Here is a 14842-nt window from a genome sequence, read left to right on the forward strand (position 1 = left end):
GTTTGCTATTTCCCCGCCGCTTGCTATTTCAGAGTGCAGTCGCCGCAGCGCTGGACGTCAGGCAGCTTATAACGCTGGCAGCAGGTGCGTCTGACCAGAATGCCTTCACGCGAAATGACCGTGCGGTAGAGTGGATTCTCCCGGCCACATGAAAGCTGTTTTTCAAAGAAACAGGTCTGCACCAGCGCCGCCAGGCTCTGTTCATCCAGAAGTGGTTTTAGCTCGCCGAAGAACCAGTTCACCAGGTAGCCGGTGTTGCTCCAGATAAGCCGGGCGTTGATCTCTTCGCTGGCTTCCAGCGCCGCTACGACCGGCATCAAACCTTCAACGATAAACTGCTCTAGCCGCAGATGGAGCGGCAGCTCGCTTGCCCGGCAATCTTCAGTCACGTCAATCCAGAAGCATTTTGCCCGGCCCGTTTCGTGGAACTCGGCCCGCACATGCTGGGGGGCAATATTCAGCGCTTTAGGCTGAGTCAGCAGCGCCATCATCATCGGTGGCACCAGCAGGCCGATGTACCATTGCGCCCACAAAGACTTCAGCGGTTTGTGCTCGCGGGTAAGTTCAGGCTGGTGACGATAGATATGGTCGCCGTAGGTCGCCATCAGGGAGGTTAGCGTGGTGGGACGCTGCCACTCGCTTAGCGTCATTGCCGTGGCGGGAGCCTGTTCGTTTAATTTGATGATGTCGTTGAAGTACGGGCGGTGCGCGGCAAAATACTCCCGCAGCGAATCTGCCTGCGGGCCTGTCGCTGGGGACCAGGGAAGAACAAAGCAACCGCTGTCATCGCTGAGCTGGAGGGAGTGAAGCGCCATACTTTCGTCAGGGAGTAATCTAAATGATAATGATTAGCAATACTAACGGTGAGCGAAATCTCTGGCAAGGTGAATTCACCGCCACCGCTCGGTGATGGCTGTTTTTGCGATCTGGCGCGTCTCGCCGGGTTAATTCACGGCGAGCATTTCGTTGGTCAGGATGCTGTTTCTTCCTCGGTTTTTGGCCTGATAAAGCGCTTTATCCGCGAGGCTCAGGGCATCGTCTATGCTGCCTTCAGTGAATGGCGCAAGCCCGATACTGACGGTAACGTTGGTCGCGACCTGGGTATTAAACATATGCGGGATGTCCAAATCGAAAACGCGCTGGCGGATCCTTTCCGCCGACTGCATCGCACGTTCCGCGTCGATGTTGGTGAGCATAATCATGAACTCTTCCCCGCCGTAGCGCGTGACAAGATCCCTTGAACGCACGGCATCGCGAATCGCTGCCGAGACCCGGATCAACGCCTGGTCGCCCATCGCATGGCCGTAGTGGTCGTTGTACGACTTGAAGTGGTCGATATCCAGCAGCAAAACGAAGTGGCTGCCGCTGCCGGAGGCCTGAATGTGCTCGAGGCGGTTTTGAAAGCCGCGGCGGTTGTACAGGCCGGTTAAAGGATCGAGCATGCTGAGATCGGTCAGTGTCTCTTTTTCTTCAAGCAGTTTATTCATCAGCCGCTGGGTGAAACGGTCATTACGTTTCTGAATAATATGCTGAATAGCGATCCCGATAGCGGGCAGCGCAATGGAATAAATTACCCTCAGCCATTGGTCAACATTACCCAGCCAAAGTACGACCAGCGCCACGGGCAGGCTGTGCAGCAGGAAAGCCACAATATTATTAATAAATGCAATCGCGCCAATAAAAAGCACCGACATCAGGCTAATTACCAGAAATGAGGTGTCCAGGTCCGCGATGGCCGCGTTTTTAATGAAAATATGCACCGCCCATAATAACCCGAAAAATAACGAGATAATATTCAGGTTAATCAGCTGCTTATTATTCCACATCTGCCAGGCAAGCAAGGCCAGGCTCATCAGTAGAATGGCGACAACGGGCGGCGTTATGCGCACTGTCGAATAGAGCGGAAAGAGAATAGAAAAAGCGGCTGCCAGGGCGTTGAGCAGCAAAAATAAACGTAAAGAAAGCAGCTGCTTTGCTTTGAGTAAGGCTCGCCAGGTTTGGGCTGTCATAGAACGATTGTGTCTTGGGTAAGCGCGTCAGGTGTTGTGTGTGTCGTATTAATGAAAAGCGAGTTATCGACTTTTCTGGCAACTATTGGAATTTTTATAAGGCAAACTAAAGCCGGCGCTCAATCTATCACCTTACTGAAAATCTGTCATTAAATGACACGTCAACCCTGGCTATTTCAGCTATAGGTCGCGCACGTTTTTACGCTGACAGTTGAGAAAATTTATCATATGATATTGGTTATCATTATCATAATAGGGCGTGAAAATGCTGCAACGACGACTCGAAAGTGGCTGGAGTGTAATGGTGGCGGGGCTTGCCGTGGCGCTGCTTGCCTGCCTGGATCTCAGTTTCAGTCAGTGGCGCGTGCTGGTGGTTATCGGGCTGCTTGCCACGGCATTGATGCTCTACCATAAAACGTTAAGACACTTTGTTTTACTGCCATCGTGCGTAGCATTTGCCAGCGGATTGCTGTTGATTGTGATGAATTTGGGATCGATGAGATAAACGAGCTGGGGGAGATAAAGCGGGTCACTTCATAAGAAGTGGTGCGAAGAGAGGGACTTGAACCCTCACGTCCGTAAGGACACTAACACCTGAAGCTAGCGCGTCTACCAATTCCGCCACCTTCGCACAGTTTTCAGATTTGCATCTGAAGAGTTTTGATATCGCCTTCGCATTGGTGCGAAGAGAGGGACTTGAACCCTCACGTCCGTAAGAACACTAACACCTGAAGCTAGCGCGTCTACCAATTCCGCCACCTTCGCGCAGTGCGAACGATATCTTTCGTGGTTGTGTTGGTGCGAAGAGAGGGACTTGAACCCTCACGTCCGTAAGAACACTAACACCTGAAGCTAGCGCGTCTACCAATTCCGCCACCTTCGCATACCTGTAATACCGAAGTATCACAACCACGGAGGCGCATTCTAGATGTTTTCTGAGCTTCGTCAACACTTAATTTGATGCCGCTTTTCCGACTGATGCAAAAAGCGGCACCTTAACGCGATTAGCGCTTTTTACCCGCCCGGGTCAGGACGGCGCGGTAAACTTTGAAGCGGCCGGTTTGAGCAATAACTTCATGACTACCAAATACTTCGTCCAGCACGTTCGGGTAGGCAAGGAAGGCGTTCGCCACGATGCGCAATTCGCCACCCATATTCAGATGGCGGGCTGCACCGCGAATAAGCTGGTGCGCTGCATCGAGGCTGGTTTGCATCCCGTCGTGGAATGGCGGGTTGGAGATGATCATGTCGAAACGGCCGTTGATTTCCGAGTAGACGTTACTGGCGATCACTTCCCCTTCAAAGCCGTTAGCGGCAAGCGTTGCGCGGCTGGCGGCGACCGCCGGTGCGCTAACGTCGCTAAGCGTGAGGCGAACTTTTGGCGAGTGGCTGGCGAGAGTAATCGCCAGGACGCCCGCGCCGCAGCCAACATCCAGCACTTTGCCTTTGGTGTGCGGCGTCAGCGTGGAAAGCAGCAGTTTGCTGCCGGTATCCAGACCGTCGCGGCTAAAGACGCCCGGCAGGGTTTTCACGGTCATCCCTTCATGAGGGTATTCACCCCACCAGCTGTTTTCATCAAACGCAGGTTGCTGCTCAAGGCGGCCATGATACAGACCGCAGCGGCGCGCGCTGTCGATTTTTGTCAGCGGGCAAATTTCAGCCAGCATTTGCTCTGCGCTACGCACGCCAGAGCGGTTTTCGCCGACGACAAAAACATCGGTGCCAACCGGCATCAGCGACAGAATATTCATCAGCTGGAACTGAGCTTCTGGCTTGTTTTTCGGCCAGTAGTAGATAAGCGTATTGCTGTCGGCAATGTCATCCGCACTGACCACCAGGCCATATTGTGCGTTCTCACCCATCTGCGCGCTTAATACCTGCCAGTGGTGGAATTGCTGGGTGTGGGCGCGGCTGGCGGCGGTGTCGAAACGCGCCGGCAGGTCGTCTTGCATGTCACCGGCAAACAACACACGGCTCTCGGTAAAATCATCGCTGTGGCGCAGCAGTACTTCACTCGCCGGGGTAAACGCACTCATCAAATAGCTCCTGGAAAATCAGAGCGTGGATTATAGAGCTTTAATGGCGTGGATTCGATGAATTTGCTATATTTGCCGCCCGAATTACGCTCTCAACAGGTTTCGCTATGACTTCCCCTTCCCGACGCGACTGGCAGTTACAGCAACTGGGTATTACCCAGTGGGTGCTGCGCCGTCCGACGGCTTTACAGGGCGAAATTGCGGTTTCTTTGCCCGCGGGCGTGCGTTTAGTGATGGTGGCTGAGACGCTACCAGCCTTGAGCGATCCGCTGGTGAAGGACATTTTACGCAGCATAGCGTTAAGCCCCGACCAAGTAATGCAACTGACGCCGGACCGCGCGGCAATGATGCCGCCTGACAGCCGCTGCAATAGCTGGCGCCTGGGCGTTGAGCAGCCGCTGACGCTCAGCGGCGCGCAGCTTGCGTCCCCTGCGCTTGACGAGCTTTATCACAATGGCAACGCGCGACAGGCGCTGTGGCAACAGATTTGCGAACATGAACACGATTTCTTCCCTGACGCCGAATGATTTGGCGGACGCGTATGCCATTGAGCTGCGCAGTCATGCTTTTCCCTGGAGTGAAAAAACCTTTGCCAGCAATCAGGGCGAACGCTATTTCAATTTGCGGCTGGACGTTGACGGCAAACTTGCCGCTTTTGCGGTGACGCAGGTCATTCTCGATGAAGCCACGCTGTTCAACATTGCGGTTGATCCAGCGTATCAGCGGCAAGGGCTTGGGAAAGCGCTGCTTGAGCATCTTATTGTCGAGCTTGAAAAACGGGATGTCTTTACGCTGTGGCTGGAGGTGCGTGCCTCTAACGTTGCGGCGAGAACCTTGTACGAAAGCCTGGGCTTTAACGAAGCGACGGTGCGTCGCAATTATTATCCTGCAAAAGAAGGTCGGGAAGACGCGATCGTGATGGCGCTCCCCCTTGGTTAATTTTTAAAAGGTGTGTGGATGAACTGGGACTGGATTTTATTCGATGCGGACGAAACGCTGTTTACCTTTGACGCGTTCGGCGGTTTGCAGCGCATGTTTCTCGATTACAGCGTGACCTTTACCGCAGATGATTTCCAGGAGTACCAGGCGGTAAACAAGCCGCTGTGGGTCGACTACCAGAACGGGGCGATTACCGCGCTGCAGCTGCAGCTCAGGCGTTTTGAGGACTGGGCAGGGCGGCTGAATGTGCCGTCAGCAGAGCTGAACGATGCGTTTTTATCCGCCATGGCTGAAATTTGCGCCCCGCTGCCCGGGGCGGTTTCTCTCCTGAATGCGCTGAAGGGCAAGGCTAAACTTGGCATTATTACCAACGGCTTTACCGCTCTGCAGCAGACTCGCCTCGAGCGCACCGGCCTGCGTGACTATTTCGACCTGCTGGTGATTTCCGAGCAGGTAGGGGTAGCCAAACCCGATCGCCGCATTTTCGACTATACCTTCGAGCAGATGAACCAGCCGCCGCGCGACCGCGTTTTGATGGTCGGCGACACGGCAGAATCTGACATTCTGGGCGGTATCAACGCCGGGATAGCAACCTGCTGGCTTAACGCCCACGGGCGCACCGCGCCGGAAGGCATTGAACCGACCTGGCAGGTCACCTCGCTAAGTGAACTGGAGCAACTGCTGTGTAAGCCATGATTGTTGATTGTTAAACCCGCAATGATGGGTAAAATAGCCGCCAAATAACGTTCACTCGCCGCGTGGCTCAAGGCCGCACGCACTTACAGAAGATGTAATTATGACTGTGTCTCCTTATCTGCAAGAGGTGGCTAAACGCCGCACTTTTGCCATTATTTCTCACCCGGATGCCGGTAAAACGACCATCACCGAAAAGGTGCTGCTGTTCGGACAGGCTATCCAGACCGCCGGGACGGTAAAAGGCCGTGGCTCAAGCCAGCACGCCAAATCCGACTGGATGGAGATGGAAAAACAGCGTGGGATCTCGATCACCACCTCGGTGATGCAGTTCCCGTATCGCGACAGCCTTGTCAACCTGCTGGATACTCCGGGGCACGAAGACTTCTCCGAAGATACCTACCGTACCCTGACCGCGGTTGACTGCTGCCTGATGGTTATCGATGCCGCAAAAGGCGTAGAAGATCGTACCCGTAAGCTGATGGAAGTTACCCGTCTGCGCGATACGCCGATCATCACCTTCATGAACAAACTGGATCGTGACATTCGCGATCCAATGGAAGTGCTGGATGAAGTTGAGCGCGAGCTGAAGATTGGCTGCGCGCCAATCACCTGGCCAATCGGCTGCGGCAAGCTGTTCAAAGGGGTTTACCATCTTTATAAAGATGAAACCTACCTCTACCAGACCGGTAAAGGCCACACGATCCAGGAAGTGCGCATCGTGAAAGGGTTGAGCAACCCAGAACTCGACGCAGCCGTCGGGGAAGATCTTGCTCTGCAACTGCGTGAGGAGCTGGAGCTGGTGCAGGGGGCTTCCAACGAATTCGACCATGAACTGTTCCTGGCCGGTGAAATCACCCCGGTATTCTTCGGCACCGCGCTGGGCAACTTCGGCGTCGACCACATGCTGGATGGTCTGGTTGAGTGGGCGCCGGCTCCGATGCCGCGTAAAACCGACACGCGTCTGGTGGATGCGGCGGACGAGAAGTTCACCGGTTTCGTCTTTAAGATCCAGGCCAACATGGACCCGAAACACCGTGACCGCGTCGCCTTTATGCGCGTGGTGTCCGGTAAGTATGAAAAAGGCATGAAGCTGCGCCAGGTGCGTATCGGGAAAGACGTGATTATTTCTGACGCGCTGACCTTTATGGCCGGGGATCGTTCTCACGTGGAAGAAGCCTATCCGGGCGATATTATCGGCCTGCACAACCACGGCACGATTCAGATCGGCGACACCTTTACCCAGGGCGAAATGATGAAGTTTACCGGTATTCCGAACTTCGCCCCGGAACTGTTCCGCCGTATTCGCCTGCGCGATCCGCTTAAGCAGAAGCAGTTGCTTAAAGGCCTGGTGCAGCTGTCTGAAGAAGGCGCGGTACAGGTGTTCCGTCCTATTGCCAACAACGACCTTATTGTTGGTGCGGTTGGGGTTCTGCAGTTCGATGTGGTCGTTGCTCGTCTGAAAAGCGAGTACAACGTGGAAGCGATTTACGAATCGGTCAACGTGGCGACGGCGCGTTGGGTTGAAGGGAATGACGTTAAGAAGTTTGAAGAATTCAAACGTAAAAACGAAGTTCAGTTAGCGCTGGATGGCGGCGACAACCTGACCTATATCGCCCCAACGATGGTAAACCTGAACATTACCCAGGAACGTTACCCTGACGTGACCTTCCGTAAAACGCGCGAGCACTAATTATCAGCCAGAGCGCGGCGTTCGCCGCGCTCTTCTCACTTTCCCTGTCTTTTTAATCCCTTGCAGAATCCTCTTAATTTCCCGCGAATCCTGCGTCATTGCTGATTTTTCCATCAACACGTCATGCACTTTTATGATTGTGATCTATATTTAACAAAGTGATGACAATTTTATTGGATGAAAGCTCCGGGAATTAATCATTTCCTGGTGTCTTGTTGGCGTTTCTCATGTCATCTCAATATTAATAGCTGATTTTTTTCAGCTTACGGGAAGCGAGAAAGCTCAAATGATGAGCAAACCTACAGGAATTAATCGATGACTACGACTAAGATTTCAAAAACTCTGCTGGCGGTTGTGTTGGGTTCTGTACTGGCAAGCACCAGCGCCTTTGCGGAAGACACTCTGCTTAATAAAACGGAATCTACCGCCGATAGTGCAGGGAAAAAAATCGATAGCTCCATGACGAAAGTCGGTAATTTCATGGACGACAGCGGCATCACAGCGAAAGTCAAAGCAGCCCTGGTTGACGATAAAAATATCAAAAGTACCGATATTTCGGTCAAAACCGACAATAAAGTGGTCACCCTGAGCGGTTTTGTTGAGAGCCAGGCTCAGGCCGAGCAGGCCGTCGCCACGGCGAAAAAAGTGGAAGGCGTAACCTCGGTGAGCGACAAACTTCACGTTCGCGATGTGAAAACACAGTCGGTGAAAGGCTATGCCGGTGATGCGGCCACGACCAGCGAGATCAAAGCGAAATTGTTGGCCGACAGCATTGTGCCGTCGCGCCATATCAAAGTAGAAACCACTGACGGCGTGGTTCAGCTGTCCGGCGAGGTGAAATCCGCCGCTCAGTCTGAGAAGGCTGAAAGCATTGCCAAAGCTGTTGAAGGCGTGAAAAGCGTTAAAAACGATCTGAAAGTGAAGTAAAGCAGCACCCGAAATGGCTTTCTGGACGCGTGCCGGGAAGCCATAAGCACCACCCTTACACATTATCGCCTGCGGGTTAGCCATTCGGCGCCCGTGAAGAAGCGATAAGATTCACTATGCTTAAGGAGAGTCTATGTTTCGTTGGGGCATTATTTTTCTGGTAATAGCGTTGATCGCTGCGGCCCTGGGCTTCGGTGGTCTGGCGGGTACCGCAGCAGGTGCTGCAAAAATTGTCTTTATCGTCGGGATCATTCTGTTCCTGGTCAGCCTGTTTATGGGGCGCAGACGTCCTTAGCAACGCTCATTGAGTAACATGCCGATACAAAAGAAAAGCCAGTCCTCGTGACTGGCTTTATAGTGTCGACAAACCGCTGTCGACAGAAAAGAACGACCAGACGGCTCGTTAAAAAAAACAGGAAAATCAATTCATTGATTTTCGGCTGCTCACCATAAAGAGGGAAGAACCACGCCTTTTCCCGCTTTGTCAGCAACCTTAAGCCAGTCCTCGTGACTGGCTTTCGCCGTTTTACTTAGCGCGCTATGGGTATAGGGTAGAAATTCACAACAACAGCAATTCAGGAAAGCAGGTGGGAAATCGTATACCCGTAACGCTCGGCAATATTGCGCCGCTGGCGACTAAACCTTTTCGTCCTGGAAAACTCGCTCTGATTTGTGAAGGGGGCGGGCAGCGCGGGATCTTTACGGCTGGGGTTCTGGACGAGTTTATGCGCGCGGAATTCAACCCTTTTGAACTGTTCCTTGGTACCTCTGCCGGGGCGCAGAATCTTTCCGCTTACGTTTGTAACCAGCCGGGATACGCGCGTCGCGTCATCACGCGCTTTACGACGACGAGGGATTTCTTCAATCCGCTCCGCTTTGCGCGCGGAGGGCATCTGATCGATCTCGACTGGCTGATTGAGTCGACCGCCGCCAGACTGCCGCTGTCGATGTCCAGTGCCGACCCGCTGTTTGAACAGGGAAAAGAGTTCTTTATGTGCGCCTGCCGCAGTGATGACTATGCGGCGAATTACTTTTCGCCGACCACGGATACCTGGCTAAATTTGCTGAAAGCCTCCAGCGCCATTCCCGGTTTTTACCGCTCAGGCGTGGATATTGACGGCGTCAGCTATCAGGACGGCGGCATCAGCGATGCGGTGCCGGTGCGGGAAGCGGTTAATCGCGGGGCAGATACGCTGGTGGTCATTCGCACCGTACCTTCACAGATGTACTACACGCCGCAGTGGTTCAAACATATGGAACGCTGGCTGGGCGACAGTAGCCTGCAGCCGCTGTTGAATCTGGTGCAGCACCACGAGGAAAGCTACCGTGAAATCCAAAGCTTCATTGAGAAGCCGCCTGGTAAACTGCGAATCTTTGAGATTTACCCCCCGAAAGCGCTATTAAGCAGCGCGCTCGGTAGCCGCCTGCCTTCATTAACGGCGGATTATCAAACGGGGCGCTTGTGCGGGCGCTATTTCCTGGCCACCATTGGCAAACTGCTGGTGGCTAAGCCGCCGTTAAGGCGTCATTTGCCGCGCATTAATACGCCCGGCCCGCTGGTTATTCCTCCAGTTGCGGCGGCAAACGAATCGCTGGTCAAGCCGATTAGCCCTGGCCTGCAGGCGAATGATGCGGCGTTTGATAATGAGGATCTTGCGTGAGTTTTACGTTCTACGACACCCATTGCCACTTTGATTTTCCCCCCTTCACCGGGGATGAAGAGCACAGCCTCGCGCTGGCCGCTGAGGCCGGGGTTCGTAAAATCATTGTGCCAGCAATAGAAGCGGGGCGTTTCAATCGCGTGCTCGCGCTGGCGCAGAATTATCCGGCGCTTTATGCCGCCCTGGGTATGCATCCGATTGTGATTGAAAAGCATGATGATACGGGGCTGGCCGCGCTGGAGGATCTTTTGCGGCAAAGGCCGGAGAAGCTGATCGCCATCGGCGAGATTGGGCTGGATCTTTATCGCGAAGATCCGCAGCTCGACAGGCAGGAGTTTATCCTTAGCGAGCAGCTGAAGCTGGCAAAGCGTTACGATCTGCCGGTGCTGCTTCACTCCCGCCGTACCCACGACAAGCTGGCGCTGCACCTGAAGCGCCACAGCCTGCCCAGAACCGGCGTGGTGCATGGTTTTGCCGGCAGCTTACAGCAGGCGGAACGGTTTATTGCAATGGGCTATCGCATTGGCGTCGGTGGCACCATCACCTATCCGCGAGCCAGCAAAACCCGGGATGTGATGGCCCGTTTGCCGCTTTCATCGCTGTTGCTGGAAACCGATGCGCCGGATATGCCGCTGAACGGCTGGCAGGGGCAGCCCAACCGGCCGGAACGTGCCGCCAGGGTCTTCGATGCGCTGTGTGAATTACGCCCGGAGCCCGCAGAAATCATTGCTAATGCCTTGAAAAACAACGCAGACGAATTATTCGCCTTCTAATGAGTCGCCCTCAAAGTGTGATATTCATCACCTTGCTATGTAAATGTTTCTATACATTTCGCCCTACACGTGATTGCTCCGGCACTTTTCTCGCCCCTGTGGTTATAATCCGCGCGCTAAAAAGGGGCTGCTAAAGCCCGAATCTTTCCAGTTGATACACAGGGATACTGTATGCAAATACTCATGGGATTGATCGGCATGGTGGCATTGCTGCTGATCGCCGTTTTACTTTCCAGCAACCGCAAAGCGATCAACCTGCGCACCGTCATTGGCGCGTGGCTTATCCAGATCGGTATCGGGGCGCTGATCCTTTACGTTCCGGTCGGGCGTAAAGTCCTGCTCGCGATGTCTGAAGGGGTGGCTAATGTCATCGCCTACGGCAATTCAGGGATTTCTTTCCTGTTTGGCGGGCTGGTGTCTGACAAAATGTTTGAAGTCTTTGGCGGCGGCGGCTTTATCTTTGCGCTGCGCGTCCTGCCGATCATCGTCTTCTTCTCCTCGCTTATTGCCGTGCTTTACTACCTCGGCGTGATGCAGTTAGTGATCCGTATTCTCGGCGGCGGCCTGCGTAAGGTATTGAAAACCTCGCGCACTGAATCCTTGTCGGCGACGGCGAATATTTTCGTTGGCCAAACCGAAGCGCCGCTTGTGGTTCGCCCTTATATCTCGACCATGACTCGCTCTGAGCTGTTTGCCGTGATGTGCGGTGGTCTTGCCTCCGTGGCGGGCTCCGTGCTGGCGGGCTACGCGCAGATGGGCGTGCCGCTGGAATACCTGATTGCCGCATCCTTTATGGCCGCACCGGGCGGGCTGCTGTTTGCCAAGATAATGCTGCCTGAAACGGAAACCCCGAACGACACGCCGGAGCTGGAGTCGATGAAAAACGACCCAGATCGCCCGGCTAACGTGCTGGATGCGGCGGCCTCGGGCGCAGCCTCCGGGATGCAGCTGGCGCTGAATGTCGGGGCGATGCTGCTGGCGTTTGTGGCGCTGATTGCCCTGCTGAACGGGATGCTTTCCGGTATCGGCGGCTGGTTCAATTATCCGCAGCTTTCGCTGGAGCTGATGCTGGGCTGGGTGTTCTCCCCGGTAGCCTGGCTGATTGGCGTGCCGTGGAGCGAGGCGATGGTGGCCGGATCGTTTATCGGCCAGAAGCTGATCATCAACGAGTTCGTTGCTTACCTGAACTTCGGCGCTTACCTGAAGGATGATGCCGAAGTGGCTGCGGCGGGCCTGCAGGTGCTGTCCGGCCATACCAAAGCAATTATCTCTTTCGCGCTGTGCGGATTTGCTAACCTTTCTTCTATCGCCATTCTGATCGGTGGCCTGGGCAGCATGGCGCCAAACCGTCGGCACGATGTGGCTCAGCTGGGCATGAAGGCCGTGGCGGCGGGGACGCTGTCTAACCTGATGAGCGCCACCATCGCCGGGCTTTTCCTGGCGCTGTAACCTGCAATATAAATGTTATAATAATAACATTAAGCGGTAACCGATGGCTGGTGCCCTGCCAGCCATTTTCTTGTGTCCTGGCGCAATTTAGCGCGTTATTTTGTTCCTTTAATCACATATACTCTATGAAAGCTTGCAATTCACGCTTTGGCTTTTGTGAGGCGAGACACAAAATTGCATCGGTGGTGGGTGTTAGAATTCTAACATTGCAACCGGCAATGTGCGGTGAGAAGGATCTCAACGTGAGGGTGACTCAGGTGACCACTCTTCTTCAAGGAACCAAGTCCGCTCCAACGTGTTGAGTTTCCAGGCCGGAGACTTATTTCCCTTTTGTTGGAGAGCGTTATGACCGATTTAACCCAAAGCAGCCTGCGTGCGCTGAAACTGATGGATCTGACTACCCTGAACGACGATGACACTAACGAGAAAGTCATCGCTCTGTGCCATCAGGCAAAAACCCCAGTCGGCAACACCGCTGCGATTTGTATCTATCCGCGTTTCATCCCAATCGCCCGTAAAACCCTGAAAGAGCAGGGCACCCCGGACATCCGCATTGCGACCGTGACCAACTTCCCACACGGTAACGACGATATCGACATCGCGCTGGCAGAAACCCGCGCCGCTATCGCTTACGGTGCAGACGAAGTGGACGTGGTGTTCCCATACCGGGCGCTGATTGCCGGTAACGAGCAGGTAGGCTTCGACCTGGTGAAAGCGTGTAAAGACGCCTGCGCCAGCGCTAACGTACTGCTGAAAGTGATCATCGAAACCGGCGAGCTGAAGACCGAAGAGCTGATTCGCAAAGCGTCTACTATCGCGATTAAAGCCGGTGCCGACTTTATCAAAACCTCGACCGGTAAAGTGCCGGTTAACGCCACGCCGGAAAGCGCTCGCATCATGATGGAAGTGATCCGCGATATGGGCGTGGAAAAAACTGTAGGCTTCAAACCAGCCGGTGGCGTTCGCTCCGCTGAAGATGCTGCGCAGTTCCTGGCTATCGCGGACGATCTGTTCGGCGCCGACTGGGCCGACTCCCGTCATTACCGCTTCGGGGCGTCCAGCCTGTTAGCCAGCCTGCTGAAAGCGCTGGGCCATGGGGACGGTAAAAGCGCCAGCAGCTACTAATTACTCGTCATACTTCAAGCTGCAGGGGCGTTAGCTGCACTCCCTCACCGCAGTCACTTACTTCAGTAAGTTCCTGGGGATGAGCTCTTTTGCCTTCTGCCTGCGACTCGAATTATCCAGAGTAATCTTTAATTGCGGCGGGTTTTCCGCCGCTCTTTACCCGCATTTCCCAGGGGGTTGCCGTGTTTCTCGCACAAGAAATTATTCGTAAAAAACGTGATGGCCTGGTACTGAGCGACGAAGAGATTCGCTTCTTTATCAACGGTATTCGCGACAACACCGTCTCTGAAGGGCAAATTGCTGCTCTGGCGATGACCATTTTCTTCCACGACATGACAATGCCGGAAAGGGTGTCGCTGACAATGGCGATGCGGGATTCCGGCACCGTGCTGGACTGGAAAAGCCTTAACCTCAACGGCCCGATTGTGGATAAACATTCCACCGGCGGCGTGGGGGATGTCACTTCGCTGATGCTTGGCCCAATGGTGGCGGCCTGCGGTGGCTATGTGCCGATGATTTCAGGCCGTGGCCTGGGGCACACCGGCGGGACGCTGGACAAGCTCGAGGCGATTCCGGGCTTCGATATCTTCCCGGACGATAACCGCTTCCGCGACATTATTAAGGACGTCGGCGTGGCCATCATCGGCCAGACCAGCTCGCTGGCACCGGCGGACAAACGTTTTTATGCCACCCGCGACATTACCGCGACGGTGGATTCTATCCCGCTTATCACCGCTTCCATTCTGGCGAAAAAACTGGCCGAAGGGCTGGACGCGCTGGTGATGGACGTGAAAGTAGGCAGCGGCGCATTTATGCCGACTTACGAGCTGTCAGCTCAGCTGGCAGAGGCTATCGTTGGCGTTTCCAACGGCGCAGGCGTGAAGACCACCGCGCTGCTGACGGACATGAACCAGGTGCTGGCTTCCAGCGCGGGTAACGCCGTGGAAGTCCGTGAAGCGGTACAGTTCCTCACGGAGGAATACCGCAACCCGCGTCTGTTCGATGTGACAATGGCGCTGTGCGTGGAAATGCTGATTTCCGGCAAGCTTGCCAAAGACGAAATTGAAGCACGCGCGAAGCTTCAGGCGGTGCTGGACAACGGCAAAGCAGCCGAAGTGTTTGGCCGCATGGTTGCTGCGCAGAAAGGCCCGAGTGACTTCGTTGAAAATTATGCGAAGTACCTGCCGACGGCAATGCTGAGCAAGGCAGTGTATGCCGAAGCGTCCGGGTTTGTTTCGGCGATGGACACTCGCGCGCTGGGCATGGCGGTGGTGTCGATGGGCGGCGGTCGCCGTCAGGCTTCCGACACCATTGATTACAGCGTCGGCTTTACCGACATGGCGCGTCTGGGAGAATCTATCGACGGCGAACGTCCGCTGGCGGTGATCCACGCCAAAGACGAAGCCAGCTGGCAGGAAGCCGCGAAGGCGGTGAAAGCGGCAATCAGCATTGACGAAAAAGCACCGCAGGAAACACCAACGGTCTATCGCCGAATCACCGAATAACGGTATACTGATCTGATCCCTATTTTATAGAG

General features: G+C 54.5%; 15 protein-coding genes and 3 tRNA genes. 12 read left to right on the forward strand and 6 right to left on the reverse strand.

Annotated features, from left to right (window positions below; translation table 11 throughout):
• Positions 1-23: 23 nt before the first annotated feature.
• Complete coding sequence (gene fhuF / locus WFN87_RS07575; protein ID WP_336982767.1) at positions 24-815, reverse strand: siderophore-iron reductase FhuF; 792 nt, start codon at positions 813-815, stop codon at positions 24-26.
• A 129-nt stretch (positions 816-944) separates the two neighbouring features.
• On the reverse strand, positions 945-2009 hold the full coding sequence (locus tag WFN87_RS07580; protein ID WP_008460073.1) for a GGDEF domain-containing protein: 1065 nt from the start codon (positions 2007-2009) through the stop codon (positions 945-947).
• A gap of 265 nt (positions 2010-2274) precedes the next feature.
• Between WFN87_RS07580 and WFN87_RS07585 the strand changes: the two genes are divergently transcribed.
• Positions 2275-2514 (forward strand): DUF1435 domain-containing protein, encoded by a 240-nt coding sequence (locus tag WFN87_RS07585; protein WP_008460074.1) that lies wholly within the window; start codon positions 2275-2277, stop codon positions 2512-2514.
• A 39-nt stretch (positions 2515-2553) separates the two neighbouring features.
• Here WFN87_RS07585 and WFN87_RS07590 read toward each other — a convergent pair.
• From WFN87_RS07590 to rsmC, 4 genes are all read right to left on the reverse strand, one after another.
• Positions 2554-2640, reverse strand: a tRNA-Leu gene (locus tag WFN87_RS07590).
• Positions 2641-2687: 47 nt separating this feature from the next.
• A tRNA-Leu gene (locus WFN87_RS07595) sits at positions 2688-2774 on the reverse strand.
• A 31-nt stretch (positions 2775-2805) separates the two neighbouring features.
• Positions 2806-2892 (reverse strand) — tRNA-Leu (locus WFN87_RS07600).
• Positions 2893-3013: 121 nt separating this feature from the next.
• Complete coding sequence (gene rsmC / locus WFN87_RS07605) at positions 3014-4045, reverse strand: 16S rRNA (guanine(1207)-N(2))-methyltransferase RsmC (protein WP_008460075.1); 1032 nt, start codon at positions 4043-4045, stop codon at positions 3014-3016.
• A 107-nt stretch (positions 4046-4152) separates the two neighbouring features.
• Here rsmC and WFN87_RS07610 point away from each other — a divergent pair, with 107 nt between their 5' ends.
• The 11 genes from WFN87_RS07610 to deoA all read left to right on the forward strand — a co-directional run bounded on the left by WFN87_RS07610 (position 4153) and on the right by deoA (position 14810).
• Entirely contained in the window at positions 4153-4572 is a 420-nt protein-coding gene (locus tag WFN87_RS07610; RefSeq protein WP_336982769.1) for a DNA polymerase III subunit psi, read from the forward strand.
• Positions 4541-4984, forward strand: coding sequence for a ribosomal protein S18-alanine N-acetyltransferase (rimI, locus tag WFN87_RS07615; RefSeq protein WP_336818384.1), 444 nt, complete (start codon positions 4541-4543; stop codon positions 4982-4984). The genes WFN87_RS07610 and rimI overlap by 32 nt, the downstream gene beginning before the upstream one ends.
• An 18-nt stretch (positions 4985-5002) precedes the next feature.
• The gene (gene yjjG, locus WFN87_RS07620; protein ID WP_213715079.1) at positions 5003-5680 is read left to right on the forward strand and encodes a pyrimidine 5'-nucleotidase; all 678 of its coding nucleotides are present in this window, start codon (positions 5003-5005) and stop codon (positions 5678-5680) included.
• 100 nt (positions 5681-5780) lie between these two features.
• A complete protein-coding gene (gene prfC, locus WFN87_RS07625; protein WP_336982771.1) occupies positions 5781-7370 on the forward strand; it encodes a peptide chain release factor 3 in 1590 nt (529 codons plus the stop codon).
• Between the two features lie 315 nt (positions 7371-7685).
• Positions 7686-8297 carry a molecular chaperone OsmY gene (osmY, locus tag WFN87_RS07630; protein ID WP_008460085.1) on the forward strand — a complete coding sequence of 204 codons (612 nt, stop codon included), beginning with the start codon at positions 7686-7688 and terminating at the stop codon, positions 8295-8297.
• Between the two features lie 133 nt (positions 8298-8430).
• Complete coding sequence (locus WFN87_RS07635) at positions 8431-8592, forward strand: DUF1328 domain-containing protein (protein ID WP_007373037.1); 162 nt, start codon at positions 8431-8433, stop codon at positions 8590-8592.
• 292 nt (positions 8593-8884) lie between these two features.
• Entirely contained in the window at positions 8885-9958 is a 1074-nt protein-coding gene (locus WFN87_RS07640) for a patatin-like phospholipase family protein (protein WP_336982774.1), read from the forward strand.
• Positions 9955-10731 (forward strand): TatD family hydrolase, encoded by a 777-nt coding sequence (locus tag WFN87_RS07645; protein ID WP_166993461.1) that lies wholly within the window; start codon positions 9955-9957, stop codon positions 10729-10731. Before WFN87_RS07640 ends, WFN87_RS07645 begins: the two co-directional genes overlap by 4 nt.
• 171 nt (positions 10732-10902) lie before the next feature.
• Positions 10903-12180, forward strand: coding sequence for a NupC/NupG family nucleoside CNT transporter (locus tag WFN87_RS07650; protein WP_008460091.1), 1278 nt, complete (start codon positions 10903-10905; stop codon positions 12178-12180).
• A 345-nt stretch (positions 12181-12525) separates the two neighbouring features.
• Positions 12526-13305 (forward strand): deoxyribose-phosphate aldolase, encoded by a 780-nt coding sequence (deoC, locus tag WFN87_RS07655; RefSeq protein ID WP_008460093.1) that lies wholly within the window; start codon positions 12526-12528, stop codon positions 13303-13305.
• Between the two features lie 182 nt (positions 13306-13487).
• Positions 13488-14810, forward strand: coding sequence for a thymidine phosphorylase (gene deoA / locus WFN87_RS07660; protein ID WP_336982777.1), 1323 nt, complete (start codon positions 13488-13490; stop codon positions 14808-14810).
• Positions 14811-14842 lie beyond the last annotated feature (32 nt).

This window comes from Cedecea sp. AS113, from assembly GCF_037152415.1.
Taxonomy (GTDB): Bacteria; Pseudomonadota; Gammaproteobacteria; order Enterobacterales; family Enterobacteriaceae; genus Cedecea.

Excerpts from the sequence above, each read along its gene's own strand:
- fhuF (WP_336982767.1), bottom strand. The coding sequence starts at position 815 with ATGGCGCTTCACTCCCTCCAGCTCAGCGATGACAGCGGTTGCTTTGTT.
- WFN87_RS07580 (WP_008460073.1), bottom strand. The coding sequence starts at position 2,009 with ATGACAGCCCAAACCTGGCGAGCCTTACTCAAAGCAAAGCAGCTGCTT.
- WFN87_RS07585 (WP_008460074.1), top strand. The coding sequence starts at position 2,275 with ATGCTGCAACGACGACTCGAAAGTGGCTGGAGTGTAATGGTGGCGGGG.
- rsmC (WP_008460075.1), bottom strand. The coding sequence starts at position 4,045 with ATGAGTGCGTTTACCCCGGCGAGTGAAGTACTGCTGCGCCACAGCGAT.
- WFN87_RS07610 (WP_336982769.1), top strand. The coding sequence starts at position 4,153 with ATGACTTCCCCTTCCCGACGCGACTGGCAGTTACAGCAACTGGGTATT.
- rimI (WP_336818384.1), top strand. The coding sequence starts at position 4,541 with ATGAACACGATTTCTTCCCTGACGCCGAATGATTTGGCGGACGCGTAT.
- yjjG (WP_213715079.1), top strand. The coding sequence starts at position 5,003 with ATGAACTGGGACTGGATTTTATTCGATGCGGACGAAACGCTGTTTACC.
- prfC (WP_336982771.1), top strand. The coding sequence starts at position 5,781 with ATGACTGTGTCTCCTTATCTGCAAGAGGTGGCTAAACGCCGCACTTTT.
- osmY (WP_008460085.1), top strand. The coding sequence starts at position 7,686 with ATGACTACGACTAAGATTTCAAAAACTCTGCTGGCGGTTGTGTTGGGT.
- WFN87_RS07635 (WP_007373037.1), top strand. The coding sequence starts at position 8,431 with ATGTTTCGTTGGGGCATTATTTTTCTGGTAATAGCGTTGATCGCTGCG.
- WFN87_RS07650 (WP_008460091.1), top strand. The coding sequence starts at position 10,903 with ATGCAAATACTCATGGGATTGATCGGCATGGTGGCATTGCTGCTGATC.
- deoC (WP_008460093.1), top strand. The coding sequence starts at position 12,526 with ATGACCGATTTAACCCAAAGCAGCCTGCGTGCGCTGAAACTGATGGAT.